The organism is Orbaceae bacterium lpD04, assembly GCA_036251935.1.
GTDB lineage: Bacteria > Pseudomonadota > Gammaproteobacteria > Enterobacterales > Orbaceae > Orbus > Orbus wheelerorum.
The window spans coordinates 1,987,642-2,000,608 of the sequence record CP133967.1 but is presented as its reverse complement, the minus strand read 5'-3'; the positions used below and the strand labels follow the sequence as shown (position 1 = coordinate 2,000,608).

Annotated in this window: 16 protein-coding genes and 1 tRNA gene; 9 read left to right on the top strand and 8 right to left on the bottom strand. The window is 33.4% G+C overall.

What is annotated here, in order from left to right; genetic code table 11:
• The first annotated feature begins 246 nt into the window (after positions 1–246).
• Entirely contained in the window at positions 247–669 is a 423-nt protein-coding gene (locus tag RHO14_09030; GenBank protein ID WVD70496.1) for a hypothetical protein, read from the top strand.
• On the top strand, positions 636–1,214 hold the full coding sequence (locus RHO14_09025) for a site-specific integrase (GenBank protein WVD70495.1): 579 nt from the start codon (positions 636–638) through the stop codon (positions 1,212–1,214). Before RHO14_09030 ends, RHO14_09025 begins: the two co-directional genes overlap by 34 nt.
• Here the strand turns inward: RHO14_09025 and RHO14_09020 are convergent.
• Both RHO14_09020 and RHO14_09015 read right to left on the bottom strand, forming a co-directional pair.
• Positions 1,198–1,380: a hypothetical protein gene (locus RHO14_09020; GenBank protein WVD70494.1), complete on the bottom strand. Its 183-nt coding sequence runs from the start codon at positions 1,378–1,380 to the stop codon at positions 1,198–1,200. The genes RHO14_09025 and RHO14_09020 overlap by 17 nt on opposite strands.
• Entirely contained in the window at positions 1,377–1,577 is a 201-nt protein-coding gene (locus RHO14_09015; protein WVD70493.1) for a hypothetical protein, read from the bottom strand. The genes RHO14_09020 and RHO14_09015 overlap by 4 nt, the downstream gene beginning before the upstream one ends.
• A gap of 887 nt (positions 1,578–2,464) precedes the next feature.
• Here RHO14_09015 and RHO14_09010 point away from each other — a divergent pair.
• The 3 genes from RHO14_09010 (at position 2,465) to RHO14_09000 (ending at position 4,556) form a co-directional block, all read left to right on the top strand.
• Complete coding sequence (locus RHO14_09010) at positions 2,465–3,160, top strand: hypothetical protein (GenBank protein WVD70492.1); 696 nt, start codon at positions 2,465–2,467, stop codon at positions 3,158–3,160.
• Between the two features lie 291 nt (positions 3,161–3,451).
• Positions 3,452–3,670, top strand: a complete 219-nt coding sequence (locus RHO14_09005; protein ID WVD70491.1) for a DUF333 domain-containing protein — start codon at positions 3,452–3,454, stop codon at positions 3,668–3,670.
• A 220-nt stretch (positions 3,671–3,890) separates the two neighbouring features.
• Entirely contained in the window at positions 3,891–4,556 is a 666-nt protein-coding gene (locus tag RHO14_09000) for a YoaK family protein (GenBank protein ID WVD70490.1), read from the top strand.
• A 213-nt stretch (positions 4,557–4,769) separates the two neighbouring features.
• Here RHO14_09000 and RHO14_08995 read toward each other — a convergent pair whose 3' ends face one another.
• Positions 4,770–5,531: a phosphatase PAP2 family protein gene (locus RHO14_08995; GenBank protein ID WVD70489.1), complete on the bottom strand. Its 762-nt coding sequence runs from the start codon at positions 5,529–5,531 to the stop codon at positions 4,770–4,772.
• Between the two features lie 200 nt (positions 5,532–5,731).
• On the bottom strand, positions 5,732–6,088 hold the full coding sequence (locus RHO14_08990) for a hypothetical protein (GenBank protein ID WVD70488.1): 357 nt from the start codon (positions 6,086–6,088) through the stop codon (positions 5,732–5,734).
• 329 nt (positions 6,089–6,417) lie between these two features.
• Between RHO14_08990 and RHO14_08985 the strand changes: the two genes are divergently transcribed.
• A complete protein-coding gene (locus RHO14_08985) occupies positions 6,418–7,281 on the top strand; it encodes an ROK family protein (GenBank protein WVD70487.1) in 864 nt (287 codons plus the stop codon).
• Positions 7,282–7,370: 89 nt separating this feature from the next.
• On the opposite strand, the gene RHO14_08980 is transcribed toward RHO14_08985, so the two are convergent.
• Positions 7,371–7,859 carry an SCP2 domain-containing protein gene (locus RHO14_08980; protein ID WVD70486.1) on the bottom strand — a complete coding sequence of 163 codons (489 nt, stop codon included), beginning with the start codon at positions 7,857–7,859 and terminating at the stop codon, positions 7,371–7,373.
• Positions 7,860–7,887: 28 nt separating this feature from the next.
• The gene (locus RHO14_08975; GenBank protein ID WVD70485.1) at positions 7,888–9,522 is read right to left on the bottom strand and encodes a Na+/H+ antiporter; all 1,635 of its coding nucleotides are present in this window, start codon (positions 9,520–9,522) and stop codon (positions 7,888–7,890) included.
• Between the two features lie 155 nt (positions 9,523–9,677).
• Here RHO14_08975 and recO point away from each other — a divergent pair, with 155 nt between their 5' ends.
• Entirely contained in the window at positions 9,678–10,373 is a 696-nt protein-coding gene (gene recO, locus RHO14_08970) for a DNA repair protein RecO (GenBank protein WVD70484.1), read from the top strand.
• Between the two features lie 52 nt (positions 10,374–10,425).
• Here recO and RHO14_08965 read toward each other — a convergent pair whose 3' ends face one another.
• Positions 10,426–11,190: an MlaA family lipoprotein gene (locus tag RHO14_08965; protein ID WVD70483.1), complete on the bottom strand. Its 765-nt coding sequence runs from the start codon at positions 11,188–11,190 to the stop codon at positions 10,426–10,428.
• Between the two features lie 182 nt (positions 11,191–11,372).
• On the opposite strand from RHO14_08965, the gene RHO14_08960 reads away from it, so the two are divergent.
• Positions 11,373–11,444: transfer RNA gene (locus RHO14_08960), tRNA-Arg, on the top strand.
• 178 nt (positions 11,445–11,622) lie between these two features.
• On the top strand, positions 11,623–12,084 hold the full coding sequence (locus tag RHO14_08955) for a hypothetical protein (protein ID WVD72503.1): 462 nt from the start codon (positions 11,623–11,625) through the stop codon (positions 12,082–12,084).
• On the opposite strand, the gene RHO14_08950 is transcribed toward RHO14_08955, so the two are convergent.
• Entirely contained in the window at positions 12,079–12,711 is a 633-nt protein-coding gene (locus RHO14_08950) for a hypothetical protein (protein WVD70482.1), read from the bottom strand. The two genes, RHO14_08955 and RHO14_08950, sit on opposite strands and share 6 nt — an antisense overlap.
• Positions 12,712–12,967 lie beyond the last annotated feature (256 nt).

The following is a 12,967-nucleotide window of genomic DNA, read 5'->3' as shown; positions in this document are numbered from 1 at the left end:
CATTGAGCACGTAATTAACTTTTAGCTTGTGCACAGATTATAATATGGCTCTCAGAGATACTAAATTAAGAACGATATCAAATAAACCATACCCAGGATCGCCAGAAATAACAGACGGCGTGGATTAAGCGTAGAATAACACAAAAAGGAACTATTGCGTTTCAATTTCGTTACCGCCGGTAAAATAAACCAATTAGATTAACGCTTGGGCGATATCCTGCTTTATCTTTAAAAGATGCAAGAATTATGACAGGCGAGCTTCGGTTGCTTTACGATAAAGGTATTAACCCAAAAACTCATTTTACATGTATAAGCAATTCTGAGTTAACATTAAATTATTGTTTAGACTATTGGATGGAGCGCTATGTATCTAGATTAAGAGAGAAAACAGCAGCATTATATAACGCTGTTGTGTACAAAAGTTTATTCAACCAATTTAATGAGATTTCAGTGCAAGAAATACCGGTTAGAGATTGGGTTAAATATTTTGATGAACAAGAGAGATTAAACCCTAAAAAAGCAAGAGTTATTTTTGTACAAGCAAAATCAGCTATTAACTGGTGTATTGGTAGACAGGTAATCGAATCGTGTGAGTTAATGAAGATAAACCCAAAAACATTGGGGTTAAAAAAGAGGTGGGTGATCGTGTTATTACTTATAAAGAATTAGCTAAAATATGGTTGGCTATCGAAAGAAGTAGGGCTGGAACGCCAACAAAAATATTACATCAAATGTTAATGCTTTTTGGCGCAAGAAATTCAGAACTTCGATTATCTAGCGTTAATGATTTTAATATGAGCGAACTGATTTGGACAGTGCCAAAAGAGCATAGTAAAATGGGTAATGTGATAAGGCGGCCTATCTCTGAACAAGTTAAGCCAATGATTGAAAGACTACAACATTTATTTGATGATAAAATGTTTCCAGCAGCAAATTTGCACAAACCAATGACTATATCAGCAGCAAATAGATACGTTAGGCGATTGAGAGATAGTTTAGATATGCCTGAGTGGAGTGCACACGATTTTAGGCGCGCATTGTCCACTCGATTATCAGAAGACGGAATTATGCCTCATGTGACCGAAAAAATGCTAGGAGATGAGCTTGGTGGTGTTATGTCGGTTTACAATAAACATGATTGGATTGAAGAACAGAAAAAAGCTTACGAATTGTATGCTGATAAAATATTTTGGCACATTAAGAATTTTGATTAACCCCACCATCTTCAAGCCATTTAGATACGGCGCTTTTGCTGTATCTGGATGGGTATTTTAGTACCGGATTAGGAAATCCTTTCTTTGTTCTAAGAGTCCATAAAGATGATCTACTTTTATCATTTAACTCTTTCATCAAGTATTTTTCTTCAATTAATTCTGTCACTCTAAACCTCTCTTTTTGTTTAAACCTTCAAAATCCTTTAAACAATCACTATTGCAAAACGGATAACCATCTGGTGTTGGCTCTTTGCAATATCTACATACTTGATAGTAAGCTGGCTTTTCAACTACTCTATCTTTAAGTATACTTTCAATTTCTAATTGACTTATGTCATTAGCGCTATCTGCGATATCAGCCATTTTTCATTTATCTAATTTTTTATGACAACAAGGGCAAAACGTTGAATAAACGTGTTTGTTGGGGTATTCTTCTTTTAAATATAAAATAGAACTGTATAATCCAGAAATCGCTCTCTCTATTCGCTCTGGAATTCAGTTTTCTGTAAGTTTAAACATGACAAACTGAACTACATGATATTCAGTATCGTTTAGAAGTTTTGATATATGATACCCATTTGCCGCGGTCAACGCTCTTATTCGCCAGTCTTTAGAGTTTACTAAATCATCAAAATCCCATTTAGCAAATTTTGTATTCATGACCGCATCAATAATCTTCTGTGAGTGATTGGGCCACATCCTTAGTGCCTCGGAATAATGACGCACTACAAAACCATCACCCTGATCTCGTTGTCCCAAAAAGTCACCAACAAGCAAAATATCATACATATCAAAATGATGATTTTTCCAAACCCTACCGCATTTCGCAATAGTTCCATTTTCTTTTTGCGTAATTTAAGAAGCCGTTTAATCATTATATTTATCCGCATCGTTCATGAGTAAGTAGCATTCCGCTATAGCCCGGCATGGGTTTTCGTTAAATGCGCAAATAACTAATGGTTGGATATCGCCAGAACAATATGAAAAGCTGTATTATCTAAATATCTCATTTATAGAGGCGAACACTGTCTAATATTTTGGCGAGGATCACTCACCTATATGATTTTGTTGGGCTGAAGTTTGCTAATGGCGACTAAATAACGGTTGAGAATATTTTTATATAGATAAATGTGTCTATATAGGTATTGTTAACAGTTTGATTCTTTTTATTATTCTTAATAAATTCACAATATCTAATAAATAATTTATCATTACGCTATATTTTATAACTATATAAAATCCTACCACTTATGGATAAAGGTCAAATAAAGGAATTTTTAGTGACAAAATGCTTAAATTGCAATGAAGAGATCCATTTAGGTCGCTTTCGAACTCAATGTCCCTTTTGTTATTATCCACAGCCAACTTGGCAGACTAAAACTTTAATTATATGTTGGTTCAATTATGCAATTACAATTTTATTTTTGGCGGTGTTTTTTTCATGGCTATTTTTCGTTTTATTTTTTTTGATCTTATATCTCTATTATTCAATATTGAGAGATCGCAAAAATATAAGGTTAACAACGAAAAGAATCTCACCAGATTTTGCTTCCAAAACAACGAGGATTTATGGCGATTCAAATATTGATGATTATACGTATTATGATCAAACTCATTTTTCCAATAGAAATGAATTAGAATTTAATGACTTTGATAATCATTTATTAGCTATATGGGATAAAGAGAGATATTTGATTGCTTTTGAATATATTAATTATCAAGGAAATTCTTGTAAAAGAGGTTTCTCACTTGATAAAGTATTAATCAATTCAAGCAATGAAGTTTATTTTTCAGGGTATTTTTTTGATAGCAATGAGGATCGCATTTTTAAAGCAGAAAAATTTATTTTTCCAATTGAATATCTTGGCCAAAAATATAACATTAACCAATTTCTTACACAGGTTTTAGGGTTAGCTAAAGACTATGTTAAGGTATTGAATTTTTGATATAATAATATTATATTAAATAAAAAGAACATCGATTAATTTTGCTAAATTGTAGTTTGCCATCTTTATCTATAGTGTGTAAAATTTTAGCTTATTATTTAGATAGCACATAATTTAATTATGGAATTATCAACTATATTTGCTGATATGAATAAAAAGATAAAAATTTATTGGCAAACTAATGTTAAAAAAATTTAAATAGTCGTATCAATGTTAACGATAAAGTCGGTCTTTAATCAATATTGCTTAGCAAACATGAGTCGTAATTATTCAGCAAAATAGGAGCGAGAAATGAAAAGATTAATCTTAATAGCAACTTTAGCCGTGTTAGCAGCCGCATGTGCTAAAAAAAATACTATTAGCATGGCTAATCCTGCGTCGGAGTACTGTGAAAATATAGGTGGAACGGTACAACTAGTTAATGATCCTAAAAGTGCGTATGGGCTTTGCCATTTACCTGATGGTCAAGTTGTTGATGAATGGGATCTTTATAACGCTAATAATAAATAACCGCTTAGGCGGTTTTTTATTAATAAAAAACGATATTTTCGTTATTTTTTTGTTGTAAGATATCATTATAGTGAAAAATTTATTAAATAGGCCTCGCCATTAAATATTAAATCTAATTTATTTTTTGCCAATATTGGTAATATTAGTTATCACATTAAGGTAAACAATAGCCATATAGTAAAATGCAATTAACGGTTATATTTAACAGGAGCTACTTATAATGAAAGCTATGGTCAATTTAGCTGCCAATACACATCTTGCTTTTTTTTGTTTACTGGCTTTTATTGGCGGCTTTGTTGATGCAAGTTCTTTTGTTATTTATGGCGTCTTTACTGGTCACCTTACCGGTAACAGCGTATTAAGTATGGTTTTTCTTGCACAAATGAATTGGGCAATGTTGATAATATCGCTGATCTCAATTTCAGGATTTTTAGTAGGTACATTGTTGGGCGCTTGGGTTAGAATGAAATATTCATTACCGTTGCTACATCTTTATATTATTTGTGCTGAGTTTTTGTTATTTGCAGCCGTTTTTATGCTGTATTTTTTGGCGCCATTATTTTATGTCAGCAATTTAGCTATCATTATGATCAGCTTGGCAATGGGGATACAAAATGGTTATTTTAATAAATCAGGAACTATTAATACCCATTCAACTTATATTACTGGAATGGTAACAACTTGCGTTGCGGCATTTCTAAATAACGCGAAAGGTGATGTTAGTAAAAAAGTATTACTTTGCTGTGTACTGTCATTTATTGGCGGGGCACTTGTTGGTGGCTCGCTATCAGTTAATTATCATTTGTTGGGATTTGCAGGGGTGCTAGTTTTATTATTTTTTGCAATTATCTATAGCGCTATATTGGCTAACCGCTGGAAACAGTAATACCAAATGATTACTATGATTTTTTAGTCTATTAATCAATAGGTTGACAACTCACCTTTAGCGAGTTGTTAAATATCCCTGATATATTCATCGCTACATTGATCTAAAATCAAAATATTAATTAAGTTACTTAATTTTCATTGTCAATTTATCATCGAATTTAAGCCGCTTATGGCGGCTTTTTTTCTATCTAACTGCAGTTTTAGCTTATTGCTATTTTTTATTGCTGGCTTTTAATTGAGCGAACTCATTTTTGGCTTTTTGTAATTGTTGTGCAAACTGCGAGTTAGAATGTAGTGTCGCAACGATGGCAGAGCCGACAATTCTTGCTGCATCAACGTCACTTTGCCAATGATAGCCACAAATGACTCGGCTTTGGCCTAAATCGTAACCTCTTTTAAGGATCTTATCTTGATTATCAGGATTAATTTCGGCTAATACTAAAGCTGATGCCCAACCGGTTGATGTATGACCTGACGGGTAAGAGCCATTAGTTGACAGCGTTTTTTGTTCTTTGGTATTACAAGTCGGCACACCATAAAAAGCAAATGGCCTAATACGCATATAATGAATTTTGGCAGAGCGCGTTGCAAGGTCGCCAGCATCTTCCATCATATTAGTAAGGAGCTTATAGATTTCAGGTGCATTTTTTGGGGTTATTTGATAGCCAAAAGCTTGAGAAAATGCATTCGCAATACCACCATCTGATAAATCTGCATCAGCAGCGGCTTGTTTTCCTCGCTCTGTATTACGCAATAATCGGCCTTTTTCATACATCGCTTCATCATTTAAAAATAAAATACTACCAGGCTCTGGCGGTGGTGGTAGTAATGCAAGGCTATCTATTGCCTGAGCATTCGTTAAATAAAAAAGATGGGGTTTGGTTGTTACATCAGGGCCTGAAGGAATTGCGGCAAAACTACTAATTGGCACAAAAAGAGTTAATAACATTGTAGCAAGTAAATTTTTTTTCATCTAAAACTCCGTTTTAATTATATGAGGTAACTTAAGATCATATAATATATTTTTTGCTATTTCTTAGAGTTTGATCACAAATTGACGTTGGTTGAATTGCATATAGATTTATTGCTTTTTTAACCATAGCAACAGTAGTCGTTGTCGCTATGGTTATTTTGTATCAAGAATTAATTTTAGGTTAGTGTGAGGCCTTTTAACTAATTACTGCTATCAGAAGCCTTATCTTTAGCATTATTGTAAGCATCAGTTGCTTCTTTTTTTGCCTTATCATAGTATTCACTGCTTTGTTTTTTCGCTTTATCTAATGTATCTGCGCTTTTTTGTTTTGCACTATCATAGCTATCATTGGCACTTTTTTTCGCTGATTGATAAGACTCATTTAACTTTTCTTTAGATGTGTCATAACTATCTGTTGTTGCCTGTTTAATATCTTTTGCAGCTTGTTGAGTACTTTGTTCTGCTTTTTCAATAGATTGGCTGGTTTTTGCATCTTGACTATTATCACAAGCGACAATAGCAAAAGCAGATAGTGCTAAAATAAGTAATTTCTTCATATCAAAACTCCTATTTGGTTATCAAAAGGTTAAATGAATCACTAATTTACTCTCTTTATCGCCATCATAGCGATGATTGATACTATCATTCACTTTGTTTTTTTTGAAGTTTTTATTGATTTTTAGGCAAAAATTTACACTATAACAATTTGATTATTTAAAGTTATATGCGCTTAGGCATTGATAGTATTACTTAAGTTGGCTGCTACTTAATTACCTTGATATTTTATTACGCGTATTTCGGGATCTTTATTGATTAATGGTGTTGCGTTAATTCATATTGTAATATCATATATTTATATTATCAGTCTTTATAACTGGAGTTATGTATGTTGGGTTCAATAGAAGCCGGTGGAACAAAGTTCGTTTGTGCAGTTTCAGATCTTAATTTAAATCTAATAGATAAAGTAACGATAGAGACAACGACGCCAAGTAAAACACTTCAACAAGTATTTCAATTTTTTACTAAGTACTCTATTCGTTCATTGGGTATTGGCTGTTTTGGTCCGATTGATCTTGATATTTATTCCCGCACTTATGGTTATATTACTGCGACCCCAAAGTTAGCATGGCAAAACTTTAATTTTGTACAAACAATAAAAGAGCAATTTAATATTCCTATTGCTTTTAACACTGATGTGAATGTAGCTGCTTATGGTGAGTTTAAACTTGGCGCTGCTCAAACTAAAAATAGTTGTGTTTATGTCACTGTTGGCACCGGGATTGGTGGTGGCGTGGTTTTAAATAATAAAATATTATCAGGTAAACATCATCCTGAAATGGGACATATCTTTGTTAAGCGAGATGCACAAGATGACTTTATCGGTAATTGCCCATTTCATAAAGACTGCCTAGAAGGCATGGCCTGCGGTCCTGCTATTGAAAAACGTTGGAACATGAAACCAATTAATATTACCGATGACCATAAAGCTTGGGATTTTGAAGCGTTCTATTTGGCGCAAGCAGTAGTTAACTACACTTTAACATTAGCACCAGATATGATTATTTTAGGTGGCGGCATTATGCATAAAGCCAATCTTTTAGATCGAATTAAAGCCACTTCTTTGGCGTTATTAAATGGTTATTTCGAATTAGGCAAAATTGATGATTATTTATGTTCACCAAAATTAGGTGATAATGCAGGAATTATTGGTGGTTTACTACTGGCGAAAGAGGAATTAAATCAAGCCTGATAATGGCGGACTTATCACAAGCAGTCTATAATTAAAATACCTTAATTAATGATTAATTTAATTTTAATTATAGACTGTGTATCATGTCATTAATGACTTTTTTTGCCAGCCTCAATAAAGTTAGCTAAATTTTCTAGGCCTAATCGAACAAATTTTGGCATTGACTCCAAATCAATTGAGTCCATCAAATTTTTAACACATAATCCTAACTCTGTATCACCTTCAACAATTAATTTGCGTTGAAAAAATAACGTATCAGGATCTTGTCGACGCGTTGCAATTAGTACAAGATCGTTGGTATTACCACTGAAACTGACATCAGCAATTTCAGATCGGCTAACAATTAGTTTATTATTCACATTGCTAATAAACCAGACTAATTGTAAATCACGTACTTCTATTTTCAGCCAGCGATTATCTAAAAAATCGAGATCGCCATCCGCTAAAGAACGTTCAAACTGTGCTTGTAACAGTTGCTCAATAATTTTTTGTTTTAGTGAAAAAGGCACCATCTGTAGTGGCTTACTTAGCACGTCTGGTGTTTTTTCTACTAACAATGAATGTACTTTATGTAACATGTCGATTCCTAACTTAATGAGTCGTAAATTATTTTTCTGAAATCATTGCTTCGTATAAATCAAGATCAAGATTTAATCGGTCGAAGGTTTCATCAGAAATCTCATTTTTAATTTTTAGTTGATATAAAGCCGAACGCTCTGAACCTATTGCGACAAGTCGCATACGTCTTTCTAAGTTTTCAGCTTCTAAAGCTTTTTGTTCAAGATCTTTTAGGCCTGTTCGTCGTCTTAGTGAACCGATAACTCGTGAGCCAACTTCATTGACAATTTCATTATCTATACCATCTGAACTATCGAGTAAAAGGCTATTTTGCATTTTTTCTAAGCTACCAATTGCTTCTTCAGCCATATAACCTTTTGCATAAAGTAGTTCATTGTCCATTTGACTATTACCCAAAATAACTTTACCGCGTAATAAAATAGGTAAAATAACAGAGGCAACAACTAATGATATTAATATCACCCCAGCTGCAATAAATACTAATTCGTAACGCTCAGGTATCTTAGATGAAATCGGGATAGATAGCACACCCGCTAAGGTGATTGCTCCACGTACACCAGCAAATGTTGATATAAACAGATCGCGTATCGTGTAATTTTTAAAAGCTAATGTGCGTTTATTACCAAAAGGTAAAGATGGCAGGTGCTTCATTATCCAAAGCCATAGAAAACGCGTTGCCATTAACACGACAAAAACAAATAATACAACACAGATTAATTGCCAAAACTCAATCGATGTGTCAGCTTGGTTTGTTAGATAAGTTTCAGTAATGATACTTGGTAATTGTAAACCTAATAAAGTAAATATCACGCCGTTAAATACAAACGTTAACATAGACCAAGTACTTTCTGATTGTAACCGTGTTGCTAATGGTGCGTTTCGCATAATACCTGATTGTTTTACTGTCATACCAGCACTAACCGCCGCTAAAATACCCGAAGCATGTAAAAAATGCTCAGCAAAAAGGTATACAGCAAATGGTAGTAAGAACAGAAGTACAATTTGAATGGCTGAATCATTATTCGTCAATTTATTGATTTTACGCAGAACAATAATATAAACCCAAGTAACTAATGCACCAACAGCAAGTCCACCAAGCGCTGAAACGAAAAAGGCGACCGATACATGTAAAATATTAAATTCCATCGCGCCTATGGCAATAGCAATGGCAAATTTTAAGCTCACAAGGCCAGAAGCATCATTCATTAATGCTTCCCCTTCGATGATTTCCATTTTACTTTTTTCGATACGACCTTTACCAACGATACCACTTAATGCAACGGCATCGGTTGGAGATAGTACGGCGGCAAGGGCCATAGCAGCAGGTAATGACATATTAGGTAGTAGCCAATGTAAAAGGTAACCTAGCGCGACAATTGTTATAATGACGAGCACTAAGGCTAGGCCAACGATTTCTCGCACATTATGGACAAAATCTTTAATGGCAGTTTTTCTTCCGTCATCAAATAACAATGGTGGGATGAAAAGCAATAAAAATAATTGCGGATCAAATTGTTCTTCATAAACATGAAAAGCTGCTAAAATACACCCTAATAGAATTTGCATTAGAGGCAAAGGGATCTGGACAGGAAAGAGTTTAACAAAGATCCCAGAGATAGAAACGAGTAAAATTAAAATTAGAATGGTGGAAAATAGCGCCATGATTTTTTACTTCAAGTTTTCAGATTAATAGGCGTTATTATAGCTTAATTTTTTATTAAATTCAGTGAAAAAAGTGCGCGTTTTATGTATTTTTTTTAAAATTTACGTTATTTTGATATAGTAAATAAATACACCATACAATTGATAAGATAAATATGAAAGAATGGCAAAGAGCATTTGTTTTGCATAATAGACCTTATAGCGAAAGCAGTTTGCTAGTCGATTTATTTGTTGAATCAAAAGGACGTATCACGGTAATAGCTAAAGGTGCAAGGCGCAAAAGTTCAGCTTTAAAAGGAATTTTACAACCGTTCACGCCACTAATTGTTCAATATGGTGGTAATGGTGAGGTTAAAACCTTAAGACAGGTTGAGGCAATTTCTCTTTCATTGCCACTTTTTCATTACGCATTGTATAGTGGTTTTTATCTCAATGAGTTGGTGCATCGAGTCATTGTCTCAGAATCAGACTCAACACCATTATTCCAAGCTTATTTAGATGGCTTACAGCAGTTAGCAAAGGGCATTGAACCTGAAAAAGTTTTACGTAAATTTGAACTTACTTTGCTTGAATATCTTGGCTATCACATCGATTTTATGCATTGTTTTGCAACAGGAGAGGAAATTATTGATGATATGTATTATCAATATCATCCTGAGCAGGGCTTTATTAGTAGCATGATGCAAAACAGCAATAGCTACAATGGGCGAGAACTTCGGGCATTTGCTGATAGAAATTTTGACAATGTAGCTTGTTTAAAAGCCGCTAAGCGATTTACCCGATTAGCACTAAAACCTTATGTAGGCGTTAAGCCATTTAAAAGTCGAGAGCTATTTATAAAACTAACCTAAGTGGCTTTGGCAAGCATAAGTACAGCTTTGTTACTGCACTTATGCTAATTGATTATTGTGCATCAATATCATCTAAATAATCACTGATTGCTGCTTCTCGTTGCTGCTGCCTATTTTCATCAACTTCACCGCCAGAGGCTAAAAAGTCATTACGTTGGAAATAAGCGTTACGCATAAAGTTATATGGGTCATCACTCTTATTTAGCAATTCCTCATAATCGATCGCAACGGCTCTAGCTTCAATACCATCAAATGCCCAACGCGCGACATTCCATTCAAAAGTTAACCAATGTAATGGTGGATAGAGATAATCAACCATTTTACCACCATCTTCACGTAATGTTACTGAGCCATAAAATGGTAAAACAGCATATGGGCCATATGGCACATCATAATGACCTAACACTGAACCAAATGTTTGCTGATTACCTTTTTGTAACTGAGGATCTGCCATACTTGCAACATCAATTAAGCCACCAAAACCAAAAATGGTATTTAGCATAAATCTTGCTAAGTGCACTCCAGCTTGATGGATATTACCTTCTAATAAGCTATTGACTGTTGAGGCTGGCTCACTAAGGTTAGATGACACGCCACTAATACTACTACGAATAGGTGATGGGACATAATCTTTCCATGCAACTGCAACAGGCCTTAATAAATAAGGGTCAAGGACATAATAGTTAAAATCAAACATCTTACGGTTAAAGCCCGATAATGGATCGCTGTAAGTATTTGTTTGTGTGTCATATGTTGCACATCCACTAAGGGCTGTGATAGAGAAGATTATACAGATTATTCTTTTACTTATATTCATGACTATTTTGTATTCTCTAGAGAGTAATTATTGGTCGTCATTATATCATTTGTTTTAAATTTACCGAAAAATATTTATTATAAAACAGATAAAGCGCACTAAACATACAAATACGCTAGAGTCAAAACAACATAAAGTATTGCTGGTAAAAATTTTAAAATACATTAGAATAATGCGCCTACGACTCCATAGTTAAACGGATATAACAAGCCCCTCCTAAGGGCTAGTTGCAGGTTCGATTCCTGCTGGGGTCAATACTATTTAGCTAAATTCAAACTTTTATGTTATAGATTTCTATCAATTCAAATGTAACCCTTTCTATTTGAAACCGAGTCAAGACTTTTAACCAGCCATTATATTCCCGAATTTCAGCTGACTAATGTAGCGAATAAAAATCGTGAAATGTACCGCAAATGGATTAGTTAAGGCTGGATAAGGGTTACTAAAGGCGATTGTATTGACTATGACCAGATACGCGATGACATTTCAAAAGATAGCGAGGAGTTTAATATCAAGCTAATTGGCTTTGATGTATGGAACGCGACTCAGTTGAGAACTCAACTACAAAATATCGGCTTAGACGTTGAGCCATTTCCGCAAACTTACGCACGCTATAGCCCGACTTCAAAAACTGCCGAGGTATTTATCAGCCGTAAACGAATTAAACACAATGGCGATCCTGTTTTGGCTTGGGCGGTCGGTAACGTGGTTATGGAAACCGATGCTAATGCAAATATTAAGCCTAATAAAAAGAAAGCAGCTAACAAGATAGATCCTGCTGTTGCTTTCCTTATGTCATTTGGTACTTACTTGCTTGAATATGGCGAGGTTGATATCAACCTATCAGAAGACCAAAAACAAGCCTTAAATGAATTTAAAGGGATAGAATTATAAAATATTTTTATTCTTAGCGAGTTTTTCTAAAAAAGTATCCAACTCATCGTTTATATAGTTTAGATCACCTGTAAAATCGTTTGAGATTTTGTCTAATATAATGATTAACTCTTCTCTTTCTTTAATTTCATTATATTGTTCATCAAAATTTTGATTTTTGTAAAATTCAAATACAGCTTCTATTAATCTCTTATGAATATTATCCACTCGAACATGTTGCTCTGAATTCATTATCTTATATAGATTTTTTTTGAAATCAGATAACCACCAATTATAGTTAAAAAATATGAATTTTTTTTCTTGGCAGTTGCGTTTTCTATAATCTTCAAGGTGAGTGTGTAACACTGTAAATAATGGATTATATTTTTTAAAGTCATCATCACTTATCTCTGATAATAAAGGATAATTATGTATAATTTTATTACATTCATATTGAAGTCTTGCATGTGTCGAATAAAATTGACCAAGATATTGATTCAAATCCTTTTGTAAACTAAATAAAATATCTTTATTTTTAGCTATGCTAGTTTGTTTACCAATAAATTTAAAACCAATAATAGTACAAATTAATAAGCCGATTGAAGCTATTGCTGATAAACCACTAAAGATTAAAGCCCAAATCTCCATTTTACTAATCCTATTCTTTATTATTTAATGTCATTTTACTATGTTATTAACAACATACAACTCTATAATAACATGCATTTAACTGTTGATTATTAATAATAAATTTTGTTATTGTTGTATAATTGCAAAAAAGAAGTTTTCCTTTCAATTTTTTAACTTTTCAACCTGTAATGTAGGATTGATTCTTTAATCAAGAATCGAATATAGAAATATCAATATTGCTTGATGTTATACGATAAATTATAATAAAATTATA

Coding starts and splice junctions, on each gene's coding strand:
- RHO14_09030 (WVD70496.1), top strand. CDS start 247: ATGACAGGCGAGCTTCGGTTGCTTTACGATAAAGGTATTAACCCAAAA.
- RHO14_09015 (WVD70493.1), bottom strand. CDS start 1,577: ATGGCTGATATCGCAGATAGCGCTAATGACATAAGTCAATTAGAAATT.
- RHO14_09010 (WVD70492.1), top strand. CDS start 2,465: ATGGATAAAGGTCAAATAAAGGAATTTTTAGTGACAAAATGCTTAAAT.
- RHO14_09005 (WVD70491.1), top strand. CDS start 3,452: ATGAAAAGATTAATCTTAATAGCAACTTTAGCCGTGTTAGCAGCCGCA.
- RHO14_09000 (WVD70490.1), top strand. CDS start 3,891: ATGAAAGCTATGGTCAATTTAGCTGCCAATACACATCTTGCTTTTTTT.
- RHO14_08995 (WVD70489.1), bottom strand. CDS start 5,531: ATGAAAAAAAATTTACTTGCTACAATGTTATTAACTCTTTTTGTGCCA.
- RHO14_08990 (WVD70488.1), bottom strand. CDS start 6,088: ATGAAGAAATTACTTATTTTAGCACTATCTGCTTTTGCTATTGTCGCT.
- RHO14_08985 (WVD70487.1), top strand. CDS start 6,418: ATGTTGGGTTCAATAGAAGCCGGTGGAACAAAGTTCGTTTGTGCAGTT.
- RHO14_08980 (WVD70486.1), bottom strand. CDS start 7,859: ATGTTACATAAAGTACATTCATTGTTAGTAGAAAAAACACCAGACGTG.
- RHO14_08975 (WVD70485.1), bottom strand. CDS start 9,522: ATGGCGCTATTTTCCACCATTCTAATTTTAATTTTACTCGTTTCTATC.
- recO (WVD70484.1), top strand. CDS start 9,678: ATGAAAGAATGGCAAAGAGCATTTGTTTTGCATAATAGACCTTATAGC.
- RHO14_08965 (WVD70483.1), bottom strand. CDS start 11,190: ATGAATATAAGTAAAAGAATAATCTGTATAATCTTCTCTATCACAGCC.
- RHO14_08950 (WVD70482.1), bottom strand. CDS start 12,711: ATGGAGATTTGGGCTTTAATCTTTAGTGGTTTATCAGCAATAGCTTCA.